Source organism: Acidobacteriota bacterium (assembly GCA_020845575.1).
Classification (GTDB): Bacteria; Acidobacteriota; Vicinamibacteria; order Vicinamibacterales; family Vicinamibacteraceae; genus Luteitalea.
The window spans coordinates 1-23,116 of sequence record JADLFL010000052.1 but is presented as its reverse complement, the minus strand read 5'-3'; the positions used below and the strand labels follow the sequence as shown (position 1 = coordinate 23,116).

Annotated in this window: 22 protein-coding genes; 7 read left to right on the top strand and 15 right to left on the bottom strand. The window is 68.2% G+C overall.

Annotated features, from left to right (window positions below):
• Positions 1-414 precede the first annotated feature (414 nt).
• Complete coding sequence (locus IT182_14770) at positions 415-1,413, bottom strand: phosphotriesterase (protein MCC6164611.1); 999 nt, start codon at positions 1,411-1,413, stop codon at positions 415-417.
• Positions 1,414-1,499: 86 nt separating this feature from the next.
• On the opposite strand from IT182_14770, the gene IT182_14765 reads away from it, so the two are divergent.
• The 4 genes from IT182_14765 (at position 1,500) to IT182_14750 (ending at position 8,406) form a co-directional block, all read left to right on the top strand.
• The gene (locus IT182_14765) at positions 1,500-2,174 is read left to right on the top strand and encodes an alpha/beta fold hydrolase (protein MCC6164610.1); all 675 of its coding nucleotides are present in this window, start codon (positions 1,500-1,502) and stop codon (positions 2,172-2,174) included.
• A gap of 14 nt (positions 2,175-2,188) precedes the next feature.
• Positions 2,189-3,619, top strand: a complete 1,431-nt coding sequence (locus IT182_14760) for a PhoPQ-activated pathogenicity-related family protein (GenBank protein MCC6164609.1) — start codon at positions 2,189-2,191, stop codon at positions 3,617-3,619.
• Positions 3,620-3,632: 13 nt separating this feature from the next.
• The gene (locus IT182_14755) at positions 3,633-6,503 is read left to right on the top strand and encodes a SpoIIE family protein phosphatase (protein ID MCC6164608.1); all 2,871 of its coding nucleotides are present in this window, start codon (positions 3,633-3,635) and stop codon (positions 6,501-6,503) included.
• Positions 6,504-6,585: 82 nt separating this feature from the next.
• Complete coding sequence (locus IT182_14750; GenBank protein MCC6164607.1) at positions 6,586-8,406, top strand: CocE/NonD family hydrolase; 1,821 nt, start codon at positions 6,586-6,588, stop codon at positions 8,404-8,406.
• 4 nt (positions 8,407-8,410) lie between these two features.
• On the opposite strand, the gene IT182_14745 is transcribed toward IT182_14750, so the two are convergent.
• Both IT182_14745 and IT182_14740 read right to left on the bottom strand, forming a co-directional pair.
• On the bottom strand, positions 8,411-9,784 hold the full coding sequence (locus IT182_14745) for a dipeptidase (GenBank protein MCC6164606.1): 1,374 nt from the start codon (positions 9,782-9,784) through the stop codon (positions 8,411-8,413).
• Positions 9,785-9,795: 11 nt separating this feature from the next.
• Complete coding sequence (locus IT182_14740) at positions 9,796-10,629, bottom strand: sulfurtransferase (GenBank protein MCC6164605.1); 834 nt, start codon at positions 10,627-10,629, stop codon at positions 9,796-9,798.
• 68 nt (positions 10,630-10,697) lie between these two features.
• Between IT182_14740 and IT182_14735 the strand changes: the two genes are divergently transcribed.
• A complete protein-coding gene (locus IT182_14735) occupies positions 10,698-11,117 on the top strand; it encodes a transcriptional regulator (GenBank protein ID MCC6164604.1) in 420 nt (139 codons plus the stop codon).
• Between the two features lie 31 nt (positions 11,118-11,148).
• Here IT182_14735 and IT182_14730 read toward each other — a convergent pair whose 3' ends face one another.
• The 10 genes from IT182_14730 to hpnC form a co-directional block, all read right to left on the bottom strand.
• Complete coding sequence (locus IT182_14730; protein ID MCC6164603.1) at positions 11,149-11,976, bottom strand: fumarylacetoacetate hydrolase family protein; 828 nt, start codon at positions 11,974-11,976, stop codon at positions 11,149-11,151.
• The gene (locus IT182_14725; GenBank protein ID MCC6164602.1) at positions 11,976-12,776 is read right to left on the bottom strand and encodes an MBL fold metallo-hydrolase; all 801 of its coding nucleotides are present in this window, start codon (positions 12,774-12,776) and stop codon (positions 11,976-11,978) included. Before IT182_14725 ends, IT182_14730 begins: the two co-directional genes overlap by 1 nt.
• Before the next feature lie 261 nt (positions 12,777-13,037).
• Entirely contained in the window at positions 13,038-13,442 is a 405-nt protein-coding gene (locus IT182_14720; GenBank protein ID MCC6164601.1) for a VOC family protein, read from the bottom strand.
• Between the two features lie 5 nt (positions 13,443-13,447).
• Positions 13,448-13,879, bottom strand: a complete 432-nt coding sequence (locus IT182_14715; GenBank protein MCC6164600.1) for an acyl-CoA thioesterase — start codon at positions 13,877-13,879, stop codon at positions 13,448-13,450.
• A complete protein-coding gene (locus IT182_14710) occupies positions 13,876-14,703 on the bottom strand; it encodes an FAD-dependent thymidylate synthase (GenBank protein MCC6164599.1) in 828 nt (275 codons plus the stop codon). The genes IT182_14715 and IT182_14710 overlap by 4 nt, the downstream gene beginning before the upstream one ends.
• Positions 14,704-14,706: 3 nt before the next feature.
• Positions 14,707-15,246: a peptide deformylase gene (gene def / locus IT182_14705; protein ID MCC6164598.1), complete on the bottom strand. Its 540-nt coding sequence runs from the start codon at positions 15,244-15,246 to the stop codon at positions 14,707-14,709.
• A gap of 97 nt (positions 15,247-15,343) precedes the next feature.
• Positions 15,344-16,417 carry a class I fructose-bisphosphate aldolase gene (locus IT182_14700; GenBank protein ID MCC6164597.1) on the bottom strand — a complete coding sequence of 358 codons (1,074 nt, stop codon included), beginning with the start codon at positions 16,415-16,417 and terminating at the stop codon, positions 15,344-15,346.
• Positions 16,418-16,488: 71 nt separating this feature from the next.
• Complete coding sequence (locus tag IT182_14695; GenBank protein ID MCC6164596.1) at positions 16,489-17,829, bottom strand: FAD-dependent oxidoreductase; 1,341 nt, start codon at positions 17,827-17,829, stop codon at positions 16,489-16,491.
• A complete protein-coding gene (gene hpnD / locus IT182_14690) occupies positions 17,826-18,677 on the bottom strand; it encodes a presqualene diphosphate synthase HpnD (GenBank protein ID MCC6164595.1) in 852 nt (283 codons plus the stop codon). Before hpnD ends, IT182_14695 begins: the two co-directional genes overlap by 4 nt.
• 118 nt (positions 18,678-18,795) lie before the next feature.
• Positions 18,796-19,686 (bottom strand): squalene synthase HpnC, encoded by an 891-nt coding sequence (gene hpnC / locus IT182_14685; protein MCC6164594.1) that lies wholly within the window; start codon positions 19,684-19,686, stop codon positions 18,796-18,798.
• A gap of 22 nt (positions 19,687-19,708) precedes the next feature.
• Between hpnC and IT182_14680 the strand changes: the two genes are divergently transcribed.
• Positions 19,709-20,380: an A/G-specific adenine glycosylase gene (locus tag IT182_14680; GenBank protein ID MCC6164593.1), complete on the top strand. Its 672-nt coding sequence runs from the start codon at positions 19,709-19,711 to the stop codon at positions 20,378-20,380.
• A 56-nt stretch (positions 20,381-20,436) separates the two neighbouring features.
• Here the strand turns inward: IT182_14680 and IT182_14675 are convergent, their stop codons facing one another.
• Complete coding sequence (locus IT182_14675; protein ID MCC6164592.1) at positions 20,437-20,817, bottom strand: (deoxy)nucleoside triphosphate pyrophosphohydrolase; 381 nt, start codon at positions 20,815-20,817, stop codon at positions 20,437-20,439.
• Positions 20,817-21,809 carry a hypothetical protein gene (locus IT182_14670; protein MCC6164591.1) on the bottom strand — a complete coding sequence of 331 codons (993 nt, stop codon included), beginning with the start codon at positions 21,807-21,809 and terminating at the stop codon, positions 20,817-20,819. The genes IT182_14675 and IT182_14670 overlap by 1 nt, the downstream gene beginning before the upstream one ends.
• A gap of 23 nt (positions 21,810-21,832) precedes the next feature.
• On the opposite strand from IT182_14670, the gene IT182_14665 reads away from it, so the two are divergent.
• The coding region (locus IT182_14665; GenBank protein ID MCC6164590.1) for an alpha/beta fold hydrolase at positions 21,833-23,116 on the top strand (1,284 nt) is incomplete at its 3' end.

Below are 23,116 nucleotides of genomic sequence, written 5' to 3'. Positions count from 1 at the left end.
GTCGATCCGATTCGTTGGATGGCATCGATCCGGCTGAACGGATCCGCCCGGCTCATCTGCCAGGACACTTCAAACAACAAAGCACATTGCCACACAGCGGGCTACGGTCCGCAAGGGCGACGCATATGCCGCCCCGACAACGGCTGGCGCGCCTCCGGGAGGCCGGCGGAATCGTCCGTCGGACCGGACACCCACCAGGCGTGCCTCCACATGTAGAGGGTCAGTTGCCGTCAGGCGAATCTGACTGGGCCAGCCGATCCAGCGCGCCGACGAAACCCGCGTCAGACTCCAGTAACCTGGCGCTGACACGTGAGCTGAGATTCCACTCGTCCATGCAGAGCATGTCCGATGGCCGCGACCGAACGCTGCGGCCGGGCTCGGAGGACCGGCCCCCCGTCGGGCGCCACGCAACCCCTATCCCCTGCGCGCGAGGGCGTGGGCGGGGTTGGTGACGAGGACCTGCGAGACAGCCGCGTCGCCGAGTGCCGCGCGCAGCGCCGGCACGAACTCGGTGAAGAGCGTGTCGTACGGGCGGAATGTCCCGCCGCCCTCTTCGCCAACGTGGTACCAGCCGGCGTCCTGCGACACGAGGACCCGGCCGAGATGTCCGGCGTCGGCCATCATCTTCACGCGCTGCACGTGGCGATCCACGGAGTCCGGCGCGATACCGTCCAATTCCACCCACGCCCCACGCTCGGCCGCGCGACGCACCTGTTCGTCATCGCCCTCGTCCTGCGCGTGCACCCAGATGAACGCGTCGAGCGGCACGCCCTGCGACGCCAGGACGTCGAGCGACTGGTGCGCGGCCTCGGCGCCAGGCGTATGCGAGGCGATCGGCAACCCCGTCGCCTTGTGCGTCAGGCCAGCCGCCTCGACCAGCTTGCGGTCCACCTCGGACAGCGGCCCCGCGTCGACGCCGATCTTCATGAACCCCGGGAGCACGTCGGTGCCGTCGATGCCGCGCCGCCGCTCGTCTATCCAGCGCTGCGCAATCTGCTGCGCCGAGTCCTTGAACGCGTGCGCTGGCAGGTGCTTGTCGCCAGCCGCGCCGTAGTAACCCGTGTTCGAGATGATGCGCAGTCCCGACTCCTCCGACAGCCGCCGTAACAGCGCCACGTTGCGGCCGAGGAACGCCGGCGTGCACTCCACCAGCGTGCGGCAGCCCAGTTCCTTCGCCCGCTGCAGGTGCGGCAGCGCGGCACGCACGACGGCGTCGGCGTCGTAGCGGCTCCGGCTCACCTTGTCGGCGCCGATGAAGTCGACCATGACGTGCTCGTGCATGAGCACCATGCCAAGGTCGCGCACCGGCACGTCGCCTGTCACCGTGGAGACAGTCCCCTCCTGCGCTCCCACCACTGTCGGGACGGCAGCCATGGCCACCATCAAGCTCAGGAATTCACGTCGATCTCGCATGAAGCCATCATCGCCCGCCTTCGCGCTTGCGCGCTACGGCGCGGCAGGCCCGCCGGCACCGCCCACCGGCGATGCACAATGGCTCGGTGACTGATTTCACGATTCCCGGGCCGGCGGGAGCGCTGCGGGCGACGGTGTACGAGGCGGCCGACGCACGGCACACGCTGATCCTCGCGCACGGGGCGGGCGCCGGACAGGGACATCCCTGGATGCGCGCGCGGGCCGGCGACCTCGCCACCCGCGGGACGCGCGTCATCACGTTCGACTTTCCTTACATGTTTTCGGGGCGCAAGGTGCCCGACCGGACGCCTGTCCTGCTCGACGCCTGGCGCGCAGTGGTGGCCGGCGTGGCAGCGCGCTTCCCCGCCGAACTGCTCGCCATCGGCGGCAAGTCCATGGGCGGCCGGATGGCCACGATGGTGCTGGCCGAAGGCGATGCGCCGCGCGCGGTGCGCGGGTGCGTCGCGCTGGGCTACCCGCTCCACCCGCCGGGCAAGCCGGACCAGCTTCGCGTGGCGCACCTCTCGGCGGTCCGCGTGCCGCTGCTCGTCGTGCAGGGAACGCGCGACCCCTTCGGCGGGCCAGACGAGATCAGGCAGGCCTTCGCCGCCGCCGGCGCACGGCCCGAGGTGGTCGAGGTGCCGCACGGCGGGCACGGCTTCGAGGTCCGCGTCCGCGACGCGAAGCAGGCAGACGTGTACGCGCGCGTGGCCGACACGCTGTCGCGATGGCTTGATACACTGCCTGCCACTCCCGACTGAAAGGGTCCCCGTCGATGTCCATCCGTCTGCTGCCCGTTGCCCTCGTCGTCGGGCTGCTCGCCCACGGTGTGTCCGTTGGCGCGCAGCCGCTGCGCGTTCCTGCGTCCGACGCCGCGGCCACCGCACTCGATCGCTACGTCGCCACACCGGATCCCGCGTACCGCTGGCAGGTCGTCGCCACGCGCCAGGAAGGCCCGCTCGTCGTCACGACGATCGAGATGACGTCGCAGACATGGCGCGCGCAGGGTGAAGTGGACCGCACGGAGTGGAAACACTACCTCACGGTGCTGCGGCCAGAGCAGGTGGAGAGCGACACGTCGCTCCTCTTCATCGGCGGCGGGGCCAACGATCGCACGGCGCTGCCGAAGACCGACGGGATGCTGGCGGCGCTCGCCACGCGCACGAAGACGATCGTGACCGAGCTGCGCATGGTGCCGAACCAGCCGCTCACCTTCTTCAACGATGGCGTGGCGCGCAAGGAAGACGACCTCATCGCGTATGGCTGGCGCAGGTTTCTCGACGGCGCCGACGATGGCTGGCTCGCGCGCCTGCCGATGACCAAGGCCGCGGTGCGCGCGATGGACACCGTGCAGGCCTTCGCGCAGTCGCAGGAAGGCGGCCGGCGCGCCATCACGAAGTTCGTTGTCGCCGGTGCGTCCAAGCGCGGCTGGACGACATGGACCACGGCAGCGGTGGACAGCCGCGTCGTGGCGATCATGCCGGCGGTGATCGACGTGCTGAATGTGCGGACCTCGATGACGCACCACTACCGCGCGTACGGCTTCTGGGCGCCAGCCGTGGGCGACTACGTGACGCACGGCATCATGGACCGCCTGAGCGCGCCGCGTTTCGACGCGCTGCTCGCGATCGAGGACCCGTATTCCTATCGCAGCCGGCTCTCGATCCCGAAGTACATCGTCAACGCGAGCGGCGATCAGTTCTTCCTGCCCGACTCGTGGCAGTTCTACTACGGCGAACTGCCGGGCGAGAAGTACCTCCGATACCTGCCGAACACCGACCACTCGCTCAAGGACTCCAGCGTCGCCGAGGACATCCTCGCCTTCTACGCGTCGGTCGTGTCAGGTACACCGAGGCCCACGTTCGATTGGAAAGCCGGCGCCGACGGGTCACTCGAACTCACTTCCACGGCCAGACCGAAGAAGGTGCTGTTCTGGCAGGCTGTGAATCCGTCGGCGCGCGACTTCCGGATCGAGTCGCTCGGTCCCGTCTGGACGTCGACCGACCTGCAGCCGGATGCCGACGGCACCTATCGCGCCCGTGTCGAGGCGCCTGGCAAGGGCTACCGGGCCGGGTTCATCGAAGTGACGTTCGACGCAGGTGGACCGGCACCGATGGCTTTCTCGACGGGCGTGCGGGTGATGCCGGACGTCCTGCCGTTCGCCCCGCCCCGCCCGGGTCAGCCCGCCGCGCCCACGCCACGGTGAGGCCCTGACGTCCGTGACACCGACCACGATCAGCCGTCCGCGTGCGCTGCTGCGCGCCGCCGTGGCCGCGCTGGGCGTGTGTCTTGCCGTGCTCGCGGCGATGAACCTGTTCGTCGTCGGCCGATCGGCCACCGACGAGAACGTCTTCATCAATCCGCTCTCGGCCGTCTACGTCGTCGAGCACGTCGCGGGTGAGCGCGGACCGCAGCGCAGCGAGACGTTCGCGCTTGTCGCGGGGTTCATCGACGGCGTGGAGCCCGTCGAGTCGCTCGAACCCGGCGACATCCTCGCCGAGATCAACAGGCGCATGTTGTCGGGTACCGACGAGGCGCGCGAGCGGATCGCCGGCCAGGACCGCGTGGAAGTCACGGCGTATCGCGCGAGCACGCGCAGGCTGGTCTCGGTGATCGTGCCGGCCGCCGGTTTCATGGATGCCGTGCGATCGATCAGCAAGACCGTGGTCGTCACGCAGGTGACGCCAGGGGGCGCGTCGGATCGCGCCGGCATGCTGCCCGGCGACGTGATCACGCGGATCAACGGCCAGGGCTTCGCGAACGACCTCGACGCCGACCGCCTGATGCGCGCATCGCACGTGGGCCGCGTGAGCGAGTACGAAGTCCTGCGCAACGGCGAGCCGCTGACCCTCGAGGTGCGACTGTCGGCGTTCGGGATCGGCATCGCAGCGCTGCTGCTGGCGATCGTCGGCCTGCTCTACATCGTGGGCGGGACGCTGCTGGCGACGTACAGGACACACATCAAGGCGGCGTACTACCTCGGGCTCGCGTGGATGGGGACGGGGTACACGATCGCCGTCGCGTTGAACCGTCCGAGGCGGACGCTGCCGACCTGGTACCTGTTCACGTCGGACTTCCTGCTCTCGTGTGCCGCCGGCCTCGGCGTGGCGTTCTGGCTGCACTCGATGCGGTACTTCCCGCGCGAGCGGCCGGGCCTCGTGCGTCGACGCTGGGCCATCACCGGCGGCTACGTGCTCGCGATCCTGCTGGCCGTCGTGGGGCTCGCCCTCATATGGGGACGGCCCAGCAACATCGACGGCGTGCCGTACGCGACGGCGATCATCATGGTGTCGTACGCCGCGATTGCGTCGGCGGGTACGCACCGGAGCTACAGTCCGGAAGACCGGCAGATCTCGCGACCGACGTCCATCGCCACGAGCCTCGCCGTGGGCTTCATGATCGGCCCGATCGTCGTGGGTGTCCTCGGCAGACTGATGGGGCTCTCGCTGGGGATCGCTCCGGCGTCCGTGGCGCAGGGGCTGAACGCGCTCGTGTACCTCGCGGTCCTGGTGGTGTACCTGCTCGTCATCGGGCGCTATCACCTGCTCGAACTGGACCTGCGCGTGCGCCGCAACGTGCAGTACCTGCTCGTCAGTTCGGCGTGGACGCTGCTGGTCGTGGGGGCGGGCCTGTGGTTCTGGTGGCGGATGATGCACCTCGAACTGTCCCTGCCCAACGTGCGGCTCACGAGCGAGGCCATCGAAGTACTGCCCACGCCGGTCGATCCGGCTCGCCGCGCACTCGTCGAGAAGGGCGTGCTCATCGCGGCGGCGGTGGTGTTCGCGTATGCCTTCCGATCGCTCCTCAAGCGCGGGCACCGGTTCCTGGCCGAGCAGTACTACCAGGAGGGGCATGACTATCGCCGCGCCACGCGCGAGCTCGGCGAGATCATGGGGCCGCGGCTCGATCTCGACGGCCTCGCCGACGGCGTGCTCACCGTGATCGATCGTCTGATGCCGCTCAAGCGCGCGGGGCTCGTGTTCGTGCAGGGCCCGCGCCTCGTGAGCTCGAAACGGTCAGTGGGCTTCGAGCCCGAGGACTGGGCGGCGTTCTGCGGGACGTGCGCCGAGGAGGCCGTGCAGGTGCTGCGCGCGGCGCGCGGTGCCGAACTCGACGCGGAGTACGCACCGCCGCGGCTCCGACTTGCGTTGAGGCGCGCGCAGATCCACCACCTCTATCCGATCGGTGGCCACGACGAGTTGCGCGGCGTGATCTTCATCGGCGAGAAGCTGTCCGAGGCGGCCTACAACGCCGACGATTCGGCGCTCCTCGGCGTGATCGCGAGCCAGGCGAGCCTGCTCGTGGAGAACGCGTTCCTGTACGAGAACCTCGCCGCGCAGGAACGCGCGCGGCAGGAACTCGCCATCGCGCGACGCATCCAGCTCGAGTCGCTCCCGCAGCACGCGCCGACGGTCGCGGGGCTCGAGGTGTTCGGGATGTCGATCCCGGCGCAGGAAGTCGGCGGCGACTACTTCGACTACCTCGAGAGCAGCGAGGGCCACCTCACCGTGATGATCGGCGACGTGAGCGGCAAGGGGACGTCCGCCGCGCTCTACATGTCGAAGCTGCAGGGTGTCGTCAGGTCGCTGCACGGCTTCGGTCTCACGCCGCGTCAGCTCTTCGTCCGCACCAACGCGCTGCTCGGACGAGACATGGAACGCCGCTCCTTCGTGACGGCGCTCGGTGTCTTCTTCGACACGACAGCGAGGACGATCACCATCGCGCGCGCCGGCCACCTGCCGCTGTACCACTACGAAGCGGAGACGGCTCGGGTGAGGCGCTGGCTGCCTCGCGGCCTGGGCCTCGGCCTGTCGTCGAGCACGCTGTTCGAGTCGGAGCTCGAAGAACGCCAGATTCCCTATGCACCGGGCGACGTCTTCCTGCTCGTCACCGACGGGATCGTCGAAGGCCAGGGCGACGATCAGGAAGAGTTCGGCGAGACGCGCCTCGTCGACCTGTTCACGTCGCTCGCCAACGCCGCAACGCCTGTCGAAGGCATCGTGCAGGCCATCAACGCCGCCGCCGCCGAGCATGCCGGCAGCGCCCCGCAACATGACGATCAGACGGTGGTCGTGATCAGGGCGCGATAGAGAAAGCGGTGGCACGGCCGGCCCTCCGGGCCCGGCCGCCATGGCGCGACAGGCGGTCGGTACGCTGTGGCATGCTTCAGCGGTGACTCTCCGGTCCCTGTTCGTCCTGCTCGTTGCCGTCTCGTCGCTCTCACTGCAGGCACAGCCTGCAACCCCTGCGCGAGACGCGCGCGCGACGCACGCGAAGAGCGAGCACCTCGTGCCGATGCGCGATGGCGTACGGCTCCATACCGCCGTCTATTCGCCGCGCACGTGCCCGGAGGGTGGAGCGCCCATCCTGCTTCAGCGCACACCCTACAGCACGAGCCCTTACGGCACGGACACGTACCCGCAGACGGTCGGTCCTTCGCGAGAGTTCGCCGACCAACCGTGGATCGTCGCGTATCAGGACGTGCGCGGACGATATCTCTCCGAGGGTGAATGGGAGGAAGTGCGGCCGTACGTGCCGGGCAAGACGGGACGACAGACCGACGAGGCCTCCGACGCGTACGACACCATCGACTGGCTGGTGACGCACGTGCCGTGCAACAACGGGCGCGTGGGAATGTGGGGCATCTCGTATCCCGGCTTCTACGCGCTGGCGGCGCTCATCGACGCGCATCCGGCGTTGAAGGCCGTCTCGCCGCAGGGCCCTGTCACCGACTATTACCTCGGCGACGACGCGTACCACAACGGCGCGTTCCTGCTCGCGCACAACTTCTCGTTCTATGTGAACTTCCTCCCGCGCGGACCGCAGCCGGTGACACCGGAACGCGGCAAGCCGTTCGACTACGGTACGCGCGACGGCTACGCGTTCTACAGGGATGCGGGATCGCTGATGGAGCTGAGCCGGCGGTACGGGCTCGACAAGAACCCGTACTGGATGCAGAACCACGCGCACACGACGTACGACGAGTTCTGGAAGGCCCGCTCGATCTGGCGTCACCTGCGCAACGTCACGCCGGCGGTGCTCATCGTCGGCGGCTGGTACGACGCCGAGGATCTCGCCGGCCCGCTGCTGGCGTTCAGGACGCTGCGATCACAGAGTCCTGCCACGGAGAGTCACCTCGTGATGGGTCCGTGGACGCACGGCGGATGGGCGCGCGGCGACGGCACCAGGACCGGCGAGATGGTGTTCGGACAGGCCACGTCCGAGCACTACAGGAAGGAGATCGAGCATCGCTTCTTCGCACGGTCGTTGCGAGACGATGCGGTCCCCGCCGTCGCAGGGGTGTCGATTTTCGAGACGGGCACGAACAGGTGGCGTTCATCCGACGCATGGCCGGTGGAAACGATACCGCGCGCGTACTACTTCGCCGCCGATCGCGGACTCGGCGTCGACGCACCGGCAGCCACCAGCGCGTACGACGCGTACGTGAGCGACCCCGCGCAGCCCGTGCCGCTGGTCGGCGTCGAGGCGATCGGGATGCCGCGCGACTACATGGCGTCCGACCAGACGTTCGCCGGCAGGCGCGCCGACGTACTGACCTATCGCAGTCCCGTGCTCACCGAGGACGTCACGGTGCTCGGACCGATCGGCGTGTCGCTGCACGTCTCGACCACGGGAACCGACGCCGACTTCGTGGTGAAGGTCCTCGACCAGACCGGCGAAGGTGCGCAGATCCTCGTACGGGGCGAGCCGTTCCGCGGCAAGTACCGGCGATCGTTCGAATCACCGGTCCCCTTCACGCCCGGTCAGCCTGACGAGGTCCGCTTCGACCTCCCCGACGTGGCGCACACGTTCCGCAAGGGTCACCGCATCGTGGTCCACGTGCAGAGCTCGTGGCTGCCGATGATCGACAGGAACCCGCAGACGTTCACGGACATCCCGAACGCGAAGCCGTCCGACTTCGTGGCGGCCACACACACCGTGTACCGCCAGACCGGCCGCGCAAGTCACATCACGCTGCCGGTGTCCCGGTGATGTCCTACCGCTCTACCCCCGCCAGTTCCTGGTACAGGTAAGCGGACGCCAACACGCCGTTGTGGAAGTTGGAGAGGTCGAGCCACTCGTTCGGCGCGTGCGCGTTCTCGCCGGGCAGGCCGATGCCGAACAACACGCTCGGCAGGCCGAGCACGTCCTGGAACGTCGACACCACGGGGATCGATCCCCCTTCGCGGACGAACACCGGCGGACGGCCGAACCCCTTCTCGATCGCACGGCCCGCCGCCTGCACCCACGCGTTGTCGAACCCGGTCGTCCAGGGCTTGCCACCGTGCATGTGCGTGACGGTGACCTCGACGGTCTTCGGCGCAAGCTTCTTCACGTAGTCTTCGAACAGCTTGCCGATGGTCTGCGGATCCTGATTGGGCACGAGGCGCATGCTGACCTTGGCCATCGCCGTGGCGGGGATGACGGTCTTGGCGCCTTCGCCCGTGAAGCCGGCGAGCAGCCCGTTGATCTCGAACGTCGGCCGCGCCCACTTGCGTTCGAGCGTGGAGTAGCCGCTCTCGCCTGACGGCTTCGACAGGCCGATCTCGCGCGCCCACCGCTTCTCGTTGAACGGGAGCTTCGCGAACTCCTTCTTCTCGGCGGCGGTAACGTCGACGACGGCGTCGTAGAACCCCGGGATCCTGATCTTGCCGCTCTTGTCCTTCATCTGCGCGAGCAGTTGTGCGAGCACGATAGCCGGATTGGCGACGGCGCCTCCGTACGATCCCGAGTGCAGATCGGTGCTGCTGCCGCGCACGTCGATCTGGAAGTACGCGAGACCGCGCAACCCGTAACAGATCGATGGCACGTCGCGATCGAACATCGGCGAGTCGGAGATCACCACGACGTCTGCCGCGAGCAGATCCCTGTTGGCGGCGATGAAGGTATCGAGATTGGCGCTGCCGACTTCCTCTTCCCCTTCGAGCATCACCTTCACGTTGATGGGCAGTGCACCCGCCTGCGACAGCGTGGCCTCGATGGCCTTGAGGTGCATGAAGATCTGCCCCTTGTCGTCGGCGGATCCTCTCGCGTAGATGGCGCCTTCACGTACGGTCGGCTCGAAGGGCGGCGACTCCCACAGATCCACCGGATCCACGGGCTGCACGTCGTAGTGCCCGTAGAACAGCATCGTCGGTGCGCCAGGTGCGCCGAGCCATTCGCCGTAGACGATCGGGTGGCCCGGCGTCTCGTGCAGCGCGACGTTGCGAAGACCGATGCGATTCAACTCCGTCACGCACCATTCCGCGCACTGGCGCACGTCTCCCGCGTGTGCCGGCAACGCGCTGATGCTGGGGATCGCGAGGAATCCCTTCAGTTGATCGATGTACTGATCGCGGTGCGTCTGGATGTAGTCGAGAACTCGATTCATGGCCATGGTCTTCAGTCGACCTCCACAGGGAGTTCGAGGCGGTCGCCCCATTCCTTCCAGGATCCGACGTAGTTACGGACGCGAGGGTAGCCCAGGAGACGGAGCGCCAGGTAACCGTGTGCGGCGCGGTAGCCGCCCTGGCAGTACGTGAACACTTCCTTGTCCGGCGTCACGCCTGCGGGTTCGTACATCGCGCGCAGTTGGTCGGCGCTCTTGAACGAGCCGTCGGGGCGGAGGTTGGTGGTCCACTCGACGTGCACGGCGCCAGGGACGCGACCGCCACGCGCAGCGCGCACCAGCGTGCCGTGATACTCGCCGTCGGAGCGCGTGTCGAGGACCACGGCGTCGGCGGCATCGAGTCGTGCCAGCACGTCGCGATACGAGGCCATCCTGTCGTCCACGGGCACACCCGTCCACGTGGTCGACTTCGGCGACACGGGTTCCAGGCTCACGGAATGACCGCCCGCCCGCCACGCCCCGAAACCGCCGTCGAACAGGCGCGTCTGCGTGTGCCCGAAGTATTCCAGTGCCCAGAACGCACGCGCCGCGCGCATGCCAGAGTGCTCGTCGTACACCACGACGGGACGGTCGGCAGAGACACCGCGTGATGCGAGCAGGTGCTCCAGGATCCAGAGGAACGCGCGCAGGGGCGCGGGGTCGGTGTCGATCAGGCTGATGCCGAAGAGGTCGAGATGGACGGCCGTCGGCACGTGACCCGCGGCATACGCCTCGGCAGGACGCAGATCCAGCACGAGCGGCGCGTCAGGGCCGTCGAGCGCGGCGGCCAGGTCGTCGGCCTCGATCAGGAGGTCTGGGTTGGCGTAGCCCTTCGGGTTGCCGGCCATACGGGTGATTGTATGCGGATGCGACAGCAGCGTACGATGCAGGCGGCGGGCGTTTCCGCCGGATGCCCATGACAGAACGTCTCAGGACACAGGACGATGTGCCTGTGGGCCGGTTGCGTGGTTTTCGACCGCGAGTGCGGTCGATCGATTCACATGCCGACCCTTCGTCTCCGTTGAACCTCGACAAGCTGATTCACGAGCGCCTGCGCCTGGCGATCGTGAGCACGCTCGCGGTGCAGGAAAAGCTGTCGTTCAACGACCTGAAGATCCTGCTGCGCACCACCGACGGCAACCTCAGCGTGCACGCGCGCAAGCTCGAGGACGCGGGCTACATCGCCTGCACGAAGACCTTCGAAGGGCGCCTGCCGCGCAGCGAGTACGTCCTGACGCGCGCCGGCCGCGTGGCGCTCGAACGATACCTGGGCCACATGGAAGCGTTGATCACCACCACGCGTGCGGGCAGCGCCGCCCGCGCAGCCGACGCCTGATCCACGGGCCTGGCATCCTCCCCGCGGCCCGTCACTCCACGACGTTGACCAAGGTGCCGATGCCGTCGATCGTGATGGCGATCTCGTCGCCGCTGGCGAGCGTGAAGTCGTCGGGCGGCACGATGCCCGTGCCGGTGAACAGGTAGACGCCCACTGAAAACGTCGTCTCGCGCCGGAGCCAGCCCACCAGTTCGGCGAAGCCGCGCTTGATCCGTCCTGTCGTCGTCTCGCCGTCGAACGCGACGCGACCGTCACGCGTGATGCGGAGCCCGATCGCGGTACTCGCGTCCAGCGGACGCGGCGTGACGAGCACCGCCGGACCGATGGCGCAGCTGCCGTCGTACATCTTGGCCTGCGGCAGGTACAGCGGATTCTCGCCCTCGATGTCGCGCGCGCTCATGTCGTTGCCGACGGTGTACCCGATCACGGTGCCGGCGGCGTTGATCACCAGCACGAGCTCAGGTTCCGGCACCGACCACGTCGAGTCGCGGCGCACGCGCACCACGCCGCCGGGCCCCACCACGCGGGACGCCGTGCTCTTGAAGAACAGCTCGGGCCTCTCGGCTTCGTAGACGCGGTCGTAGAACGTCGCGGCTCCGCTCTCGCGCGCCTCGTCCATCCTCGCGTCGCGGCTCCTGTAATACGTGACGCCGGCCGCCCACACGTCCTGCGATCCGATCGGCGCGAGCATCACCTGCGGCGTCGCGCCGTCGACTTCAGCGGCGTCTGTCGCAAGCAATGCGAGCCGCGCGAACGGATCGGGATCCTGGAGCAGCGCGTCGAACGTGAGCGTGGGCAGGGACAGCGAGCGTCCGCCCGTGACCAGGACGAGTCCCTGCGGGGTGCGATACAGCAGCATCAGGCGCTCCGGAGGTGCCAGTCATCGCCCGCACACGCCACGCGGCCGTCCTCTTCGAGCTTGCGAAGGTGAGCGATCGCGTTCTGTCGCGCGGCGGGTCTCAGGGTGTCGGCGAGGCCAGCATACAGCGTGTCGACGATCGCATCGGTCGACGCAATCCCCGCTGCGAGGCACTCGAGCACCTGTCGCTCGCGCGCGATCCTGTGCGAGATGTAGCCACGTAGCAACGCCGCGGGTTGCAGGATGGGCTCACCGTGGCCGGGCAGGATGACGCGCGGCTGCAGGTCCAGTACGGCGTGCAGCGACGCCATGTACTGGCGCAGGCTGCCGCCATGGTCGGCCGGGATGGCCATGGTGCTGCCATTCATCGCGATATCTCCACCAATCAGGATGCCTTCGTGCACGTCGAACAGGCACGCATGATCGGGCGCGTGTCCCGGCGTGGCGATCATCCACATCTGCGTGTCGCCAACGGCGAGCATCGGCTCCTTCTCCACCACCTGCCAGGCGATCGCATCGGCAACAGGCAGCGGCGCGCGCTTGCGGAAGACCGCCTGCGGCCAGCGCGCGTGGATACCCGCCGCACCGTCGATGTGATCCGGATGGCCGTGCGTGACGATCACCTGCCGGAGCGGACCGTCGCCGGCTGCCGTGAGCGCATCGGCGATCTCGTCCAGGAACGCGGGCGTCGCAGACGGCGCGTCGACGAGCGTGGGCACGGCACCGTGTACGAGGTACGCGTGCACGGAGCCCTGGGCGAATGGTGAATCGTGTGGAGCCGTCAGCCGCGTGTAGCGCATCGATCACGTCCGCGTCGTGCGGTTCAGTGTCCTGCGATGGTTGCGTGCTGATGGAGCTGGCGCGAGGAAGAGCAGCTGAGGGCGCCAGGCACTGTATGGAGGATTATTACGAGGAAGTACTTGACCAGGCGGGCCTGAACTACGAAGGCTCACCATCCCTTCCGGAAGAGGTCGCTTCCCGGATGGGCTTGAAGGTGTTTGGAACGGATGCCCGTCGACCCTCAGCTTGAGACGCATTATGTGAAATCTTTCACAAGGCCGTCAAGGAGTTTTTTCCGGCGTGCCTGACGGGGCCTGGAACAGGGCGCACACGGCCCCGGCCGGGTCGCGGATCACGGCGAATCGGCCCACCTCCATGTCCGTCGGTCCGCGGAGCACCGCCCCGCCACGCGCCACGGTCTCGTCGACGGCGAACTGCAGATCCAGCACCGTGAAATACACGAGCCATTGCGCCGGAACGCCCTCGTTGATGCCCCTCGCATGACAGATGCCCGTCACGTCGCGGCCTTCGAGGTTGGTCATCGCGTAGTCGGCGTAGCCGCCTTCCATCTGCACGTCGCGATACTCCCACCCGACAACGGCCCTGTAGAAGTCACGCACCTGCGTCGCGTTGTCGACGGTGAGGTCGACCCACCCGATCTCGCCTGGCTGGATGTCCTGTGTCATGCGCGTCACGGCTCGCGACCGGGTCCGCCGGCCGCAATCCCCTCGTACGCGGCGATGCGCGCACGGAAGTCGTCTGGAATCGGCGTGGGCGTCTGGTTCGCGTAGTCGAAGAACAGCTGCGCCGTCCGGCCCACGGCCACGACGGTATCGCCACGCCTGACCTCGTACGACACCCAGAAGCTCGTTGTCTTCAACTCGGTGATCGCCGCAGCAATGGTCAGCATGTCGCCCGGGTACGCCTGTCCCTTGAAATCGACCGACGCGTGGACGAGCGCCATCCCCGGAAACGGGATGTCGGGGACGACGGCGTTCCAGTAGTCGAGGCGTGCCTCCTCGAAATACGAGAGGTAGCTGGCGTTGTTGAGGTGACCGAACGCGTCGCAGTCGGCCCATCGCACGCGAAGGCTGGTCGAGAACCCGGGCGACCGCGTGCTCACGCGGGAGCCACCTCGCCCAGCACGAGCGTGCGCGCCTGCTCCATCTGGTGGCGATATGCCTGCCAGCCGCTGAAATTGTTGAAGCGCGCGTCATCGCCCGCCGCAACGGCAACATGCTCGAACGGCGACCAGTGTCCGGCGTCGAGCAACTGGCGATAGAGCCGCATGTCGGCGTCGATGTCGCGCGTGCCGACGTGCGTCAGGTAGCTGACGCGCGCGCAGCGCGCCACCGACACCTGCTTGCGCTCCTCGATCGCGAGCACCTCGTCGTCAGGTCCGATGAACGGCAGGTGCCATTCGCCGGACGCGTGAGGAACGGGCGTCGACGCCGCGAAGCGCTCGCGCATCATGTCGGCGAGGCGCTTGATCTCGGGTTGCGCGTCGGGATGGCAGCGCAGCGTGAAGAAGTTGTCGTACGTGGTGGACGACACGATCACGCTCGTCCACATCCACGGCTCGAGCACGCGATTGACGATCTGCTTGTGCGCACCGATGGCGCGGAGTCGATCGGCGTGCGCGAGCGCCGCGTCACGCGCGGCAAGCCACTCGGCTTCGGCGGCCGACGCGGCGGCGGCATCGAGTACTTCGCGCGCCTGCATCCCCGCCTGGTTGCGTCCCCATTCCACCGGCAGGACGGGGTCCTCGCGGAGCTGCTGCATCAGCTTCGTCGTGGGAATCGCGCGCGAGCTCGACGCGTTGCGCGAGAACATGCGGTGCGTGTTGAACTCCGACAGCACGAACCGCGGGAACCGCAGCACGAACGTCGTCAGCCGCTGACCCGCCGGGTTGACGCTGTCGAGCAGGACCTCGGCATGGTAGGCCATGGCTTACTCGTCCTCCTCGTCGGCGCCCGGGCTGCGGTGGTAGCGCGAGTACTCCTCGAGGAACGTCAGCGACCCGAACGTCGACATGCGATCGAAGAACAGCACGCCGTCGAGGTGATCGGTCTCGTGCTGGACGACGCGGGCCTGGAAGTCGCGCAGCTCCATCTGGAACGGCTTGCCCTTGCGATCGAGGGCGTCGATGCGGATGTGCGCGTGCCGGGGCACGCGGCCGCGGATGTCGGGGATGCTGAGGCAACCCTCCCAGTCCTCGGCCGTCGCGTCAGACAGCGGCGTGATCACCGGGTTGACGAACGGCGTCACGCGCAGCTTGCCCTGCCCATCGTCAAGACCGGCGACAAACAGGCGCACGCCTTCATGGACCTGCGGTGCTGCCAGACCGATGCCCTCGTACTCGAGCATGGTGTCCATCATGTCGTCGATGAACTTCTGCATCACCGCCGCCCGCACTTCCGACGGATCGAGCGCCCGCGCGCGCGCGCGGAGCACCGGATGGCCCATGCGGGCGACTTTCAGGATGGACATGGCAGAACGTCTCGGCAACGGGCAACGGGCAACCGGATACAGAGCCCCCGTCGACTCGCTTCACTCGCTCAGGGCACGCGCCGGAAAACCGGCAGAATCAGGCGATCGTGATCGCCTTGTCCAGGTACACGTCCTGGAGCAGGTTGAGCAGCCTGACGCCGTCGGCGAACGGGCGCTGGAAGGCGCGACGGCCGAGGATCAGCCCCATGCCGCCCGCGCGCTTGTTGATCACCGCAGTCCTCGCCGACTCGGCGAAGTCGTTGGCCGTGCTCGCGCCGCCCGAGTTGATGAGGCCGATACGGCCCATGTAGCAGTTGGCGAGCTGGTAGCGCGTCATCTCGATCGGGTGATCGCCCGGAATCAGATCGCTGTAGACCTTCGGGTGCGTCTTGCCGAACTTCAGCGCGTTGTAGCCGCCGTTGTTCTCCGGCATCTTCTGCTTGATGATGTCGGCCTCGATCGTCACGCCGAGGTGGTTGGCCTGACTCGAGAGGTCGGCCGATACGTGGTAATCCACGTCCTTGGTCTTGAACGCCGGGTTGCGCGTGTAGCACCAGAGCACCGTCAGCATCCCGAGTTCGTGTGCGCGCGCGAACGCCGCGCTCACTTCCTGGATCTGCCGCGTCGACTCCTCCGACCCGAAGTACACGGTGGCGCCCACCGCGATCGCGCCCATCTCGAATGCCTGCTCGACGGTGGCGAACATCACCTGGTCGTAGCGGTTCGGGTAGCTCAGGAACTCGTTGTGGTTCAACTTCACCATGAACGGGATCTTGTGCGCCCACTTGCGCGCCACCGACCCGAGCACACCGAGCGTGGAGGTGACGCAGTTGCAGCCGCCCTCGTACGCCAGCTTCACGATGTTCTCGGGGTCGAAATACAGGGGGTTGAGCGCGAAGCTCGAGCCCGCGGAGTGCTCCACGCCCTGGTCGACGGGGAAGATCGAGACGTAGCCGGTGCCGGCCAGGCGGCCCGTGTTCAGGATCTGCGCGTAGTTGCGCAGCACGCTCGGCGATCGGTCCGTGTGCGCGAAGACGCGGTCGATGTAGTCGGGACCCGGCAGGTGCAGCGTGTCCTTCGGGAAGCCCTTGGCCTCGTATGTGAGGAGAGCTTCGGCGTCGGCGCCAAGCAGCGCGTGGATCTCGGACGTCGGTGTGATGGTCGCGGTCATGAAGGTACCTGGAACGTGAGGAACTGGGGGCGAAGAACGACGGGCCCGCCGGGAATTGTAGCGCGTGGACCTCAGGCCACGGCAGCGGCGGCCGCATGACCCGAGGCGATGGCCCCTTCGATCGTCGCGGGGAGGCCCGTATCGGTCCAGTCGCCCGCGAGCAGCAACCCCTGCACCGACGTATGCGAGGCAGGTCGCGACGGTTGGCCCGCCGCCAGCGAGAACGTCGCGTTCGGCTCGCGAACCACGCGGATACGCTGAACTTTCGCCTGTCGCAACTCCGGCAGTGCGTCGGTGGCCTCCCGCAGCGCGAGGTCGGCGAGTTCCTCGTTGGTACGCCGCAGGACGGCGTCGGCACCACTGGCCACGAGCGTGAAATGGTTCGCCGACTCGCCGAACGCCCAGCGCTTGTCGAACATCCACTGGAAGGTCCGTTGGGGCAGGCCCACGAGCGGCGACGGCAGCGCCGCCCGCTCCAGCCACAGGTTCACCGAGACGATCGATGACGAGGCACGCGCGGCCTCGCTCTCCAGCAACCCGCGCAGCGCGCCCTGCTCGCTGCCCCGGAACACGGCCGGCAGGCTGAACCACGGCACGGCGACGATGACCGTCGCGGCCCTGATCGAGGTGCCTCGCGTGTCGACGTAGCCGACGCGGTCGCCGGCCACCACCACGCGGGCGAGGGCGTCGAGCTTCACCTGGCCGCCGCGCGCCTCGATGAATGCGCGAGCCGGTTCGCCGAACACCTCGTGCAACGGCCGCGTGGGCATGCCGAGCGCGGCATCAGACGGGTCGTCGCTGAAGATCTGCCCGAGGATCCGCACAAACGGCGCGGCTTGCGCCTCGGCCACCGACTGGTTCAACGCCGCAACGGCCAGCGGCTCCCACAGCAACGCCACAAGGCGCGGCGTCTGTCGGTGCCGCGCCAGCCATGCGCCCACGGTCTCACCCGGAAGCACCGGTGGCGGCGCGCCATGCGTGACGGCACGCCGCGCCGCAGCCAGGCCTCTCCTGATCCGCGTGGCCGCGAGCCTGTCGCCCCAGCCCAGCGCGCGCCAGCGCAGGAGCCCGCCCGCCAGGTGCAGCGGCGGGCGCCAGTCGGGACACTCGAGCCGCGACAGCGCGCCATGCGCATCGACACAGGTGAACGCGAGCTGCTTCTGGAACTGCACCGCGTCTGACGCGCCAACGCGCGCCAGGTAGTGCTTGGTCTGGTGATAGCAGCCGAGCAGGACGTGCTGGCCGTTGTCCACGTACTCGCCCGATTCGCGATCGAGGAACGCCGTCGCGCGCCCCCCGAGTTGCCCTCGCGCTTCGAGCACCAGCACGCGGGCGCCGCGGGCGGCCAGCGCGCACGCCGCCGACAGCCCCGCGCAGCCCGCGCCGATCACGATCGCATCAGGCGATGTCATTTCGCGACGCCGACTCCTGCGGACGCCGGCGACGAGAGGACGGTGCGCAGCCACGTGGCGAGCGCGAGCCTCGCCTTGTGGAAGCGCGGCACGCGCACGCGGCTCGAGAACACGTCGTACCCGCAGGCCGCGATGCGATTCAGCAATTCCCTGTAGATCGCGCCCATGATGCGCGCGGCGACCAGACCACGCGCGTCCTCGGGCGGGAGCGCCGCTTCGGCCCTCGCGAACTGATCTCGCGCGCGGGTGGCCTGCCGCTCGAACAACGACGCAATCGCCGGCGTGAGTCGCCCTTCGCGAAGATCCTCTTCGGTGACGCCGTGGGCCGCAAGCTCGTCGAGCGGCAGGTACAGCCGGCCGCGCGCGAGGTCCGAGGGCACGTCGCGCAGGATGTTCGTGAGCTGGAGCGCGAGCCCGAGCTGCTCGGCGTACTCGCGCGTCTTCGGGTTGTCGTAGCCGAAAATCTCGATGCAGATGAGGCCGACGGTGGACGCCACCTTGTAGCAGTACACGCGGAGCTCGGGGAACGATGCGAACCGCGTCGGCACGAGGTCCATCGCGCACCCATCGATCAGTTCCTCGAAGGCGTGTCGTGGCAGGGGAAATTGTCGGGTCACCGCTTGCAGCGCGCGCCCCTGCGACGTGAGAGGCTCACCGCCGTCGAAACACGCGGCAATCTCCGCGCGCCAACGCTCGAGCCCCGCGCGACGCTCCGCGAGAGGCCGCTCCTCGTGCTCGTCCACCTCATCGTCTATCGCACGACACACGTCCCACACGGCCGTGATCGCCATCCGGCGATCGGGCGCAAGAGCGAGGAACGAGTAGGCGAAATTCGTGTCGCGACCCACGGACCGCCTGATTCTAGCCCGCGGGCGTGGCCCGAGCGGAGGCCGCAGGCACGTCTCCGGACACGCGGGGCGACGCATGCGTCGCCCTCAGCGCGCGCAGAGGACGGGTGGGGCCCGTTCATGGCGTCCGGAGACAGGCGGCGATGGCGATACGGAGGAGGTCGCCGCGCGACAGGGCGGGGCGCTCGTCGAGCGAGCGGCGGCGGACGTCGAGCGTGCGGCGCAGGATCGTGGTGCCGCCAAGCCATGTGGCTCGCAGTTCGTACCGCAATCGCCCGCGCACCGCCTCGGATACGGGCCTGCCCTCCGCAAACAACGCCATCGTCTTCTCGCCGAGGTCGTCGAGCACCTCACGCCAGGCGGGGTCGGGGACACCGGCATCGAGCGCGGCCGTCGTCGCGCCGTGACGGGCCATGACGTCGGCAGGCACGTACAACCGCTGGCGCACGCGCCAGTCGTCGCCAAGGTCCTGCCAGAAGTTGGTCAACTGGAGCGCCGTACACACGGCGTCGGACTGGCGCAGGGCGTCGGCGTCGCGGACGCCGGCGATACCGAGCACCAGGCGGCCCACCGGATTGGCCGATCGCCGGCAGTAGTCGAGCACGGCGCGCCACGTGTCGTAGCGCGTGGTGGTCACGTCCTGCGCGAAAGCGGACACGAGGTCGTCCAACAGTGCCGGATCGAGACCGCAGCGCGCGATGGTGTCGTGCACGGCGACGAACGTCGCCCGCACGTCGGCGGCAGACACGTGCCCGACAGCTGGTGCCATCGGCGCGGTGCCAGCACCAGCCTCGCGCAGGCCGCGCCACGCCTCGAGCCACGCCAGGCGCTCCTGTTCGCCTGCCCGCCCCTCGTCGGCGAAATCGTCTGCCGCGCGCGCGAAGGCGTACACGGCGGCGATGTGCGGCCGCATCCGCGCCGGCACGAGGCGCGACGCCACGGGGAAGTTCTCGTAGTGCGCGGCCGCAATCGCCTGGCACCGCGCGTAGCTCTCGTCATGGGGCATCATGTGTCGGGTTTCACTGCCTCGCATGCTCGACACGCCATCGCCGCCGGCCCGACGACGATTCAGGACGCAGTTGCTGACGTGGTACCGCGCGCAGGGCCGCGACCTTCCCTGGCGGCGGACCGGCGACCCGTACCACATCCTTGTCTCCGAGATCATGCTCCAGCAGACGCAGGTGGATCGCGTGCTGCCCAAGTATCTCGAATGGCTGGAGAAGTATCCGTCGTTCGAGGCGCTCGCTTCGGCGCCCGAGCACGACGTCGTGCAGACGTGGCGTCCGCTCGGCTACAACATCAGGCCGCGGCGGCTGCAATCGATCGCCCGCGAAGCGGTGACGCAGTACGGTGGCCAGCTGCCGTCCGACGAAGAGACGCTGCTCTCCTTCAAGGGCATCGGCGCCTATACGGCCGGCGCCGTCATGAGCTTCGCGTTCGGCAAGCGCGCAGCGATCCTCGACACCAACGTGGCGCGCGTGCTCTTCCGCGTCTTCGTCGGCACGGGCGATCCGAAGTCGCACGCCATGCGCAAACACCTGTGGGCGGTGTCTCGCACGGTGTTGCCTCACAAGCACGTCTTCGACTTCAACCAGGCGCTCATGGATTTCGGCGCCACCGTGTGTACGGCACGCAAGCCGCTCTGCACGACGTGCCCCATGCGCCGGCACTGCGTCCACATCACGTCTCGGCCTGCCGGGTGACGGGCACCCACACGGGGTGCCCCTGCGCTGGGCCTCTACCGGCAAGGGGTGTCTCTCTACGCGGTGAGCAGCGCCACGAGGTCTGCGTCCGCCTCGGGCAATGGCAGCACTCCGAGTTCCTGCCTCGGCACCCAGCGCATCTCCTGCCCGAGCTGCGGCACCGGCTCGCCATCGATCGTCACAGTGAAGAAGTGCAGCTCGACGTGGACCTCTTCGTAGGCGTGTCGAGTGGTAAGGAGGTGCTGCCCTATCGTCGCGGCACACGCGAGCTCCTCGCCGATCTCGCGCACGAGCGCGTCCTCGACGCTCTCCCCGGGTTCGACCTTTCCACCCGGGAACTCCCACTTCCCACCGAGGTGCGAATCCTTCGCACGACGCGTCAGCAGGAACGTCCCGTCCCTCTCGACGACGGCCGCACTGACGATGATGGAGCGCATCAGGGGAGGGCCCTGACGGTCGCGTCGAGTCCGTCGATGGTGACGACAGTGCCGGGCGCGAACGCGTCGCGATGCACCATCGCGATACAGAGGAGGCCTCCGCGCGAGGGTGACCAGCACGCGCTCCCCACCTTGCCCACGATCTTGTCGCCGAGCCTGACCTCGGTCCCCGGCTCCCACACCTGGCGTTCCGGCCCGCACGGCGTGTGCTCGACCCACACGAGACGACGCGCCACGCGGCCCTGCCCGCGGTGCAGGATGCGGATGACCACCTCCTGCCCCACGTAGCACCCCTTGTCGAAGCCGATCGCCCGCGATTCGAGACCGGCCTCGAGCGGGATCGTGTCTTCGTGCATGTCGACGCCGAAGCGCGGCCTGCCCGCCTCGATGCGCGCCGTATGGAGCAGGCCGGCCTCCGCCTCGCGCACGCCAGCGGCATCCGCCGCCGCACGCCATCCCGCGAGCGTCGCCGGATCCGCGAGCAGGTCGAAGCCGGGTACGCCGAACTCGCGCGTCGCGACCACGAGCGCGGCATCGCCTTCCGTCGCAACGTGGGCGTACTCGGTCAGCGTGTCGAGCGTCGTGGCGTCCAGACCGGTGACCTGCGCGACTGTCGCACTCGCTCGTGGTCCGAGCACCGTCAGGCAGCCCAACGACGCCGAAACGTCCTGAATCGCGACGTCCTCCGTGATCACGAACTGATCGAGCCGCGTGCGGACCGTCTCGCTGATCGATGCTGGGACTTCGAGCAGGAACGACGCCGCGCGCCGGAGCGCGACGAGGTGCGCGATCATGCGTCCCTGCGGCGTGAGGTATGCCGCTTCGGCGCCCTGGCCTGGCTGGAGCGCCTTCATGTCCTGCGTCAGCAGACCCTGCAACCAGTCGGTCGCATCAGGCCCGCTCACGTCGATGCGCGCATCGCATCCGGATCGATCGGCCCACACGGCGGCAGCGTGCAGGGCGCGGTACTCCTCGTCGAAGGTCATGGTCATTCGGGCACTGTTATGCTGAGCAGATGGCCATAGTCCTTCGCCATTGTACGTGCCTCATCGTCCTCCTCCTGTCGGTGACCGCGGCGCTGCCCGGCCGCGCGCAACCCCCTGCCGACGACATCTGGAATGCCACGTTCCGCATCGTCGTGCAGGGTCGCAGCGTGGGAGCGGAGGAGGTCGCGGTTCTGCGCGAAGCCTCGGGAACGACGGTCAGATCCTCCGGCGGCATGACGGGAGGCGGGTTCGTGCTGCGGAGCGCCGAGCTCGTGTACGACTCGACGGGCGCGCCGGTGCGGCTGCGCACCGAGGCCATCGTGAAGGATCAGCCGCTCATCATCGAGACGACGGTCTCGGGCGGGCGCGGCGTCAGCAGGATTCTGCAGGGCGAGACGACGTCGGAGGTGGCGCACGACATCGCGGCCGATGCGATCTTCCTGCCCAACAACGTGTTCGCCGCGGCGCAGGGCCTGGCGTTCCGCGTGATCGGCCTCCAGCCCGGAGCGGCACTCTCCCTGTACGTCGCGCCGCAGGGTCAGATCAAGGGAACGCTTTCTGCCGTTGCCGACGAGCGCATGCAGACGGCCGACGGCATGTACGAGGTGCGCAGGCACGCCGTCGACATCGACAACAACGGCACGCCGCTCGTGCTGCTCCTGTGGGCCGAGAAGGCGACGGGGCGACTGGTTCGCTACTCGATTCCCGCCGCGAACGTCGACGTGGTGCGCGACGACCTCACCAGCGTCTTCACGCGCGAGGTGAAGGAGTACCGGGAGAACGATCAGGCGCTGCTCATTCCCGCGCTCGGCTTCAACCTCGGGGCCACCGTGTCGCGTCCGGCGGGCAAGGTGGCTGCGGGCAAGAAGGACAAGAACGTCGAGCGCCTGCCGGCGATCATCCTCGTCGGCGGGTCGGGCAACGTCGATCGCGACAGCATCGCATACGGCGTACCTGTGATGGGCCAGCTCGCGGGGCATCTCGCCGACGCGGGATGGCTCGTGGTGCGCTACGACAAGCGCGGTGTGGGTCAGAGCGGAGGCCGGGCCGAATCAGCAGGCATCGCCGACTACGCAGACGATGTGGTGAGCGTGGTGCAGTGGCTGCGCAAACAGCCTGACGTGGATCCGAAACGCATCGTCGTCGTCGGTCACAGCGAGGGCGGTTCTGTCGGCCTGATCGCCGCGTCGCGCTCCAAGAACATCAGGGCGCTCGTCACGATCGCCGCGCCCGGTACGAAGGGCAGCGATCTGATCCTGGAACAGCAGCGTCGCGCGCTCGATGGCCTGAAGATCCCCGACGAGGAGAAGCAG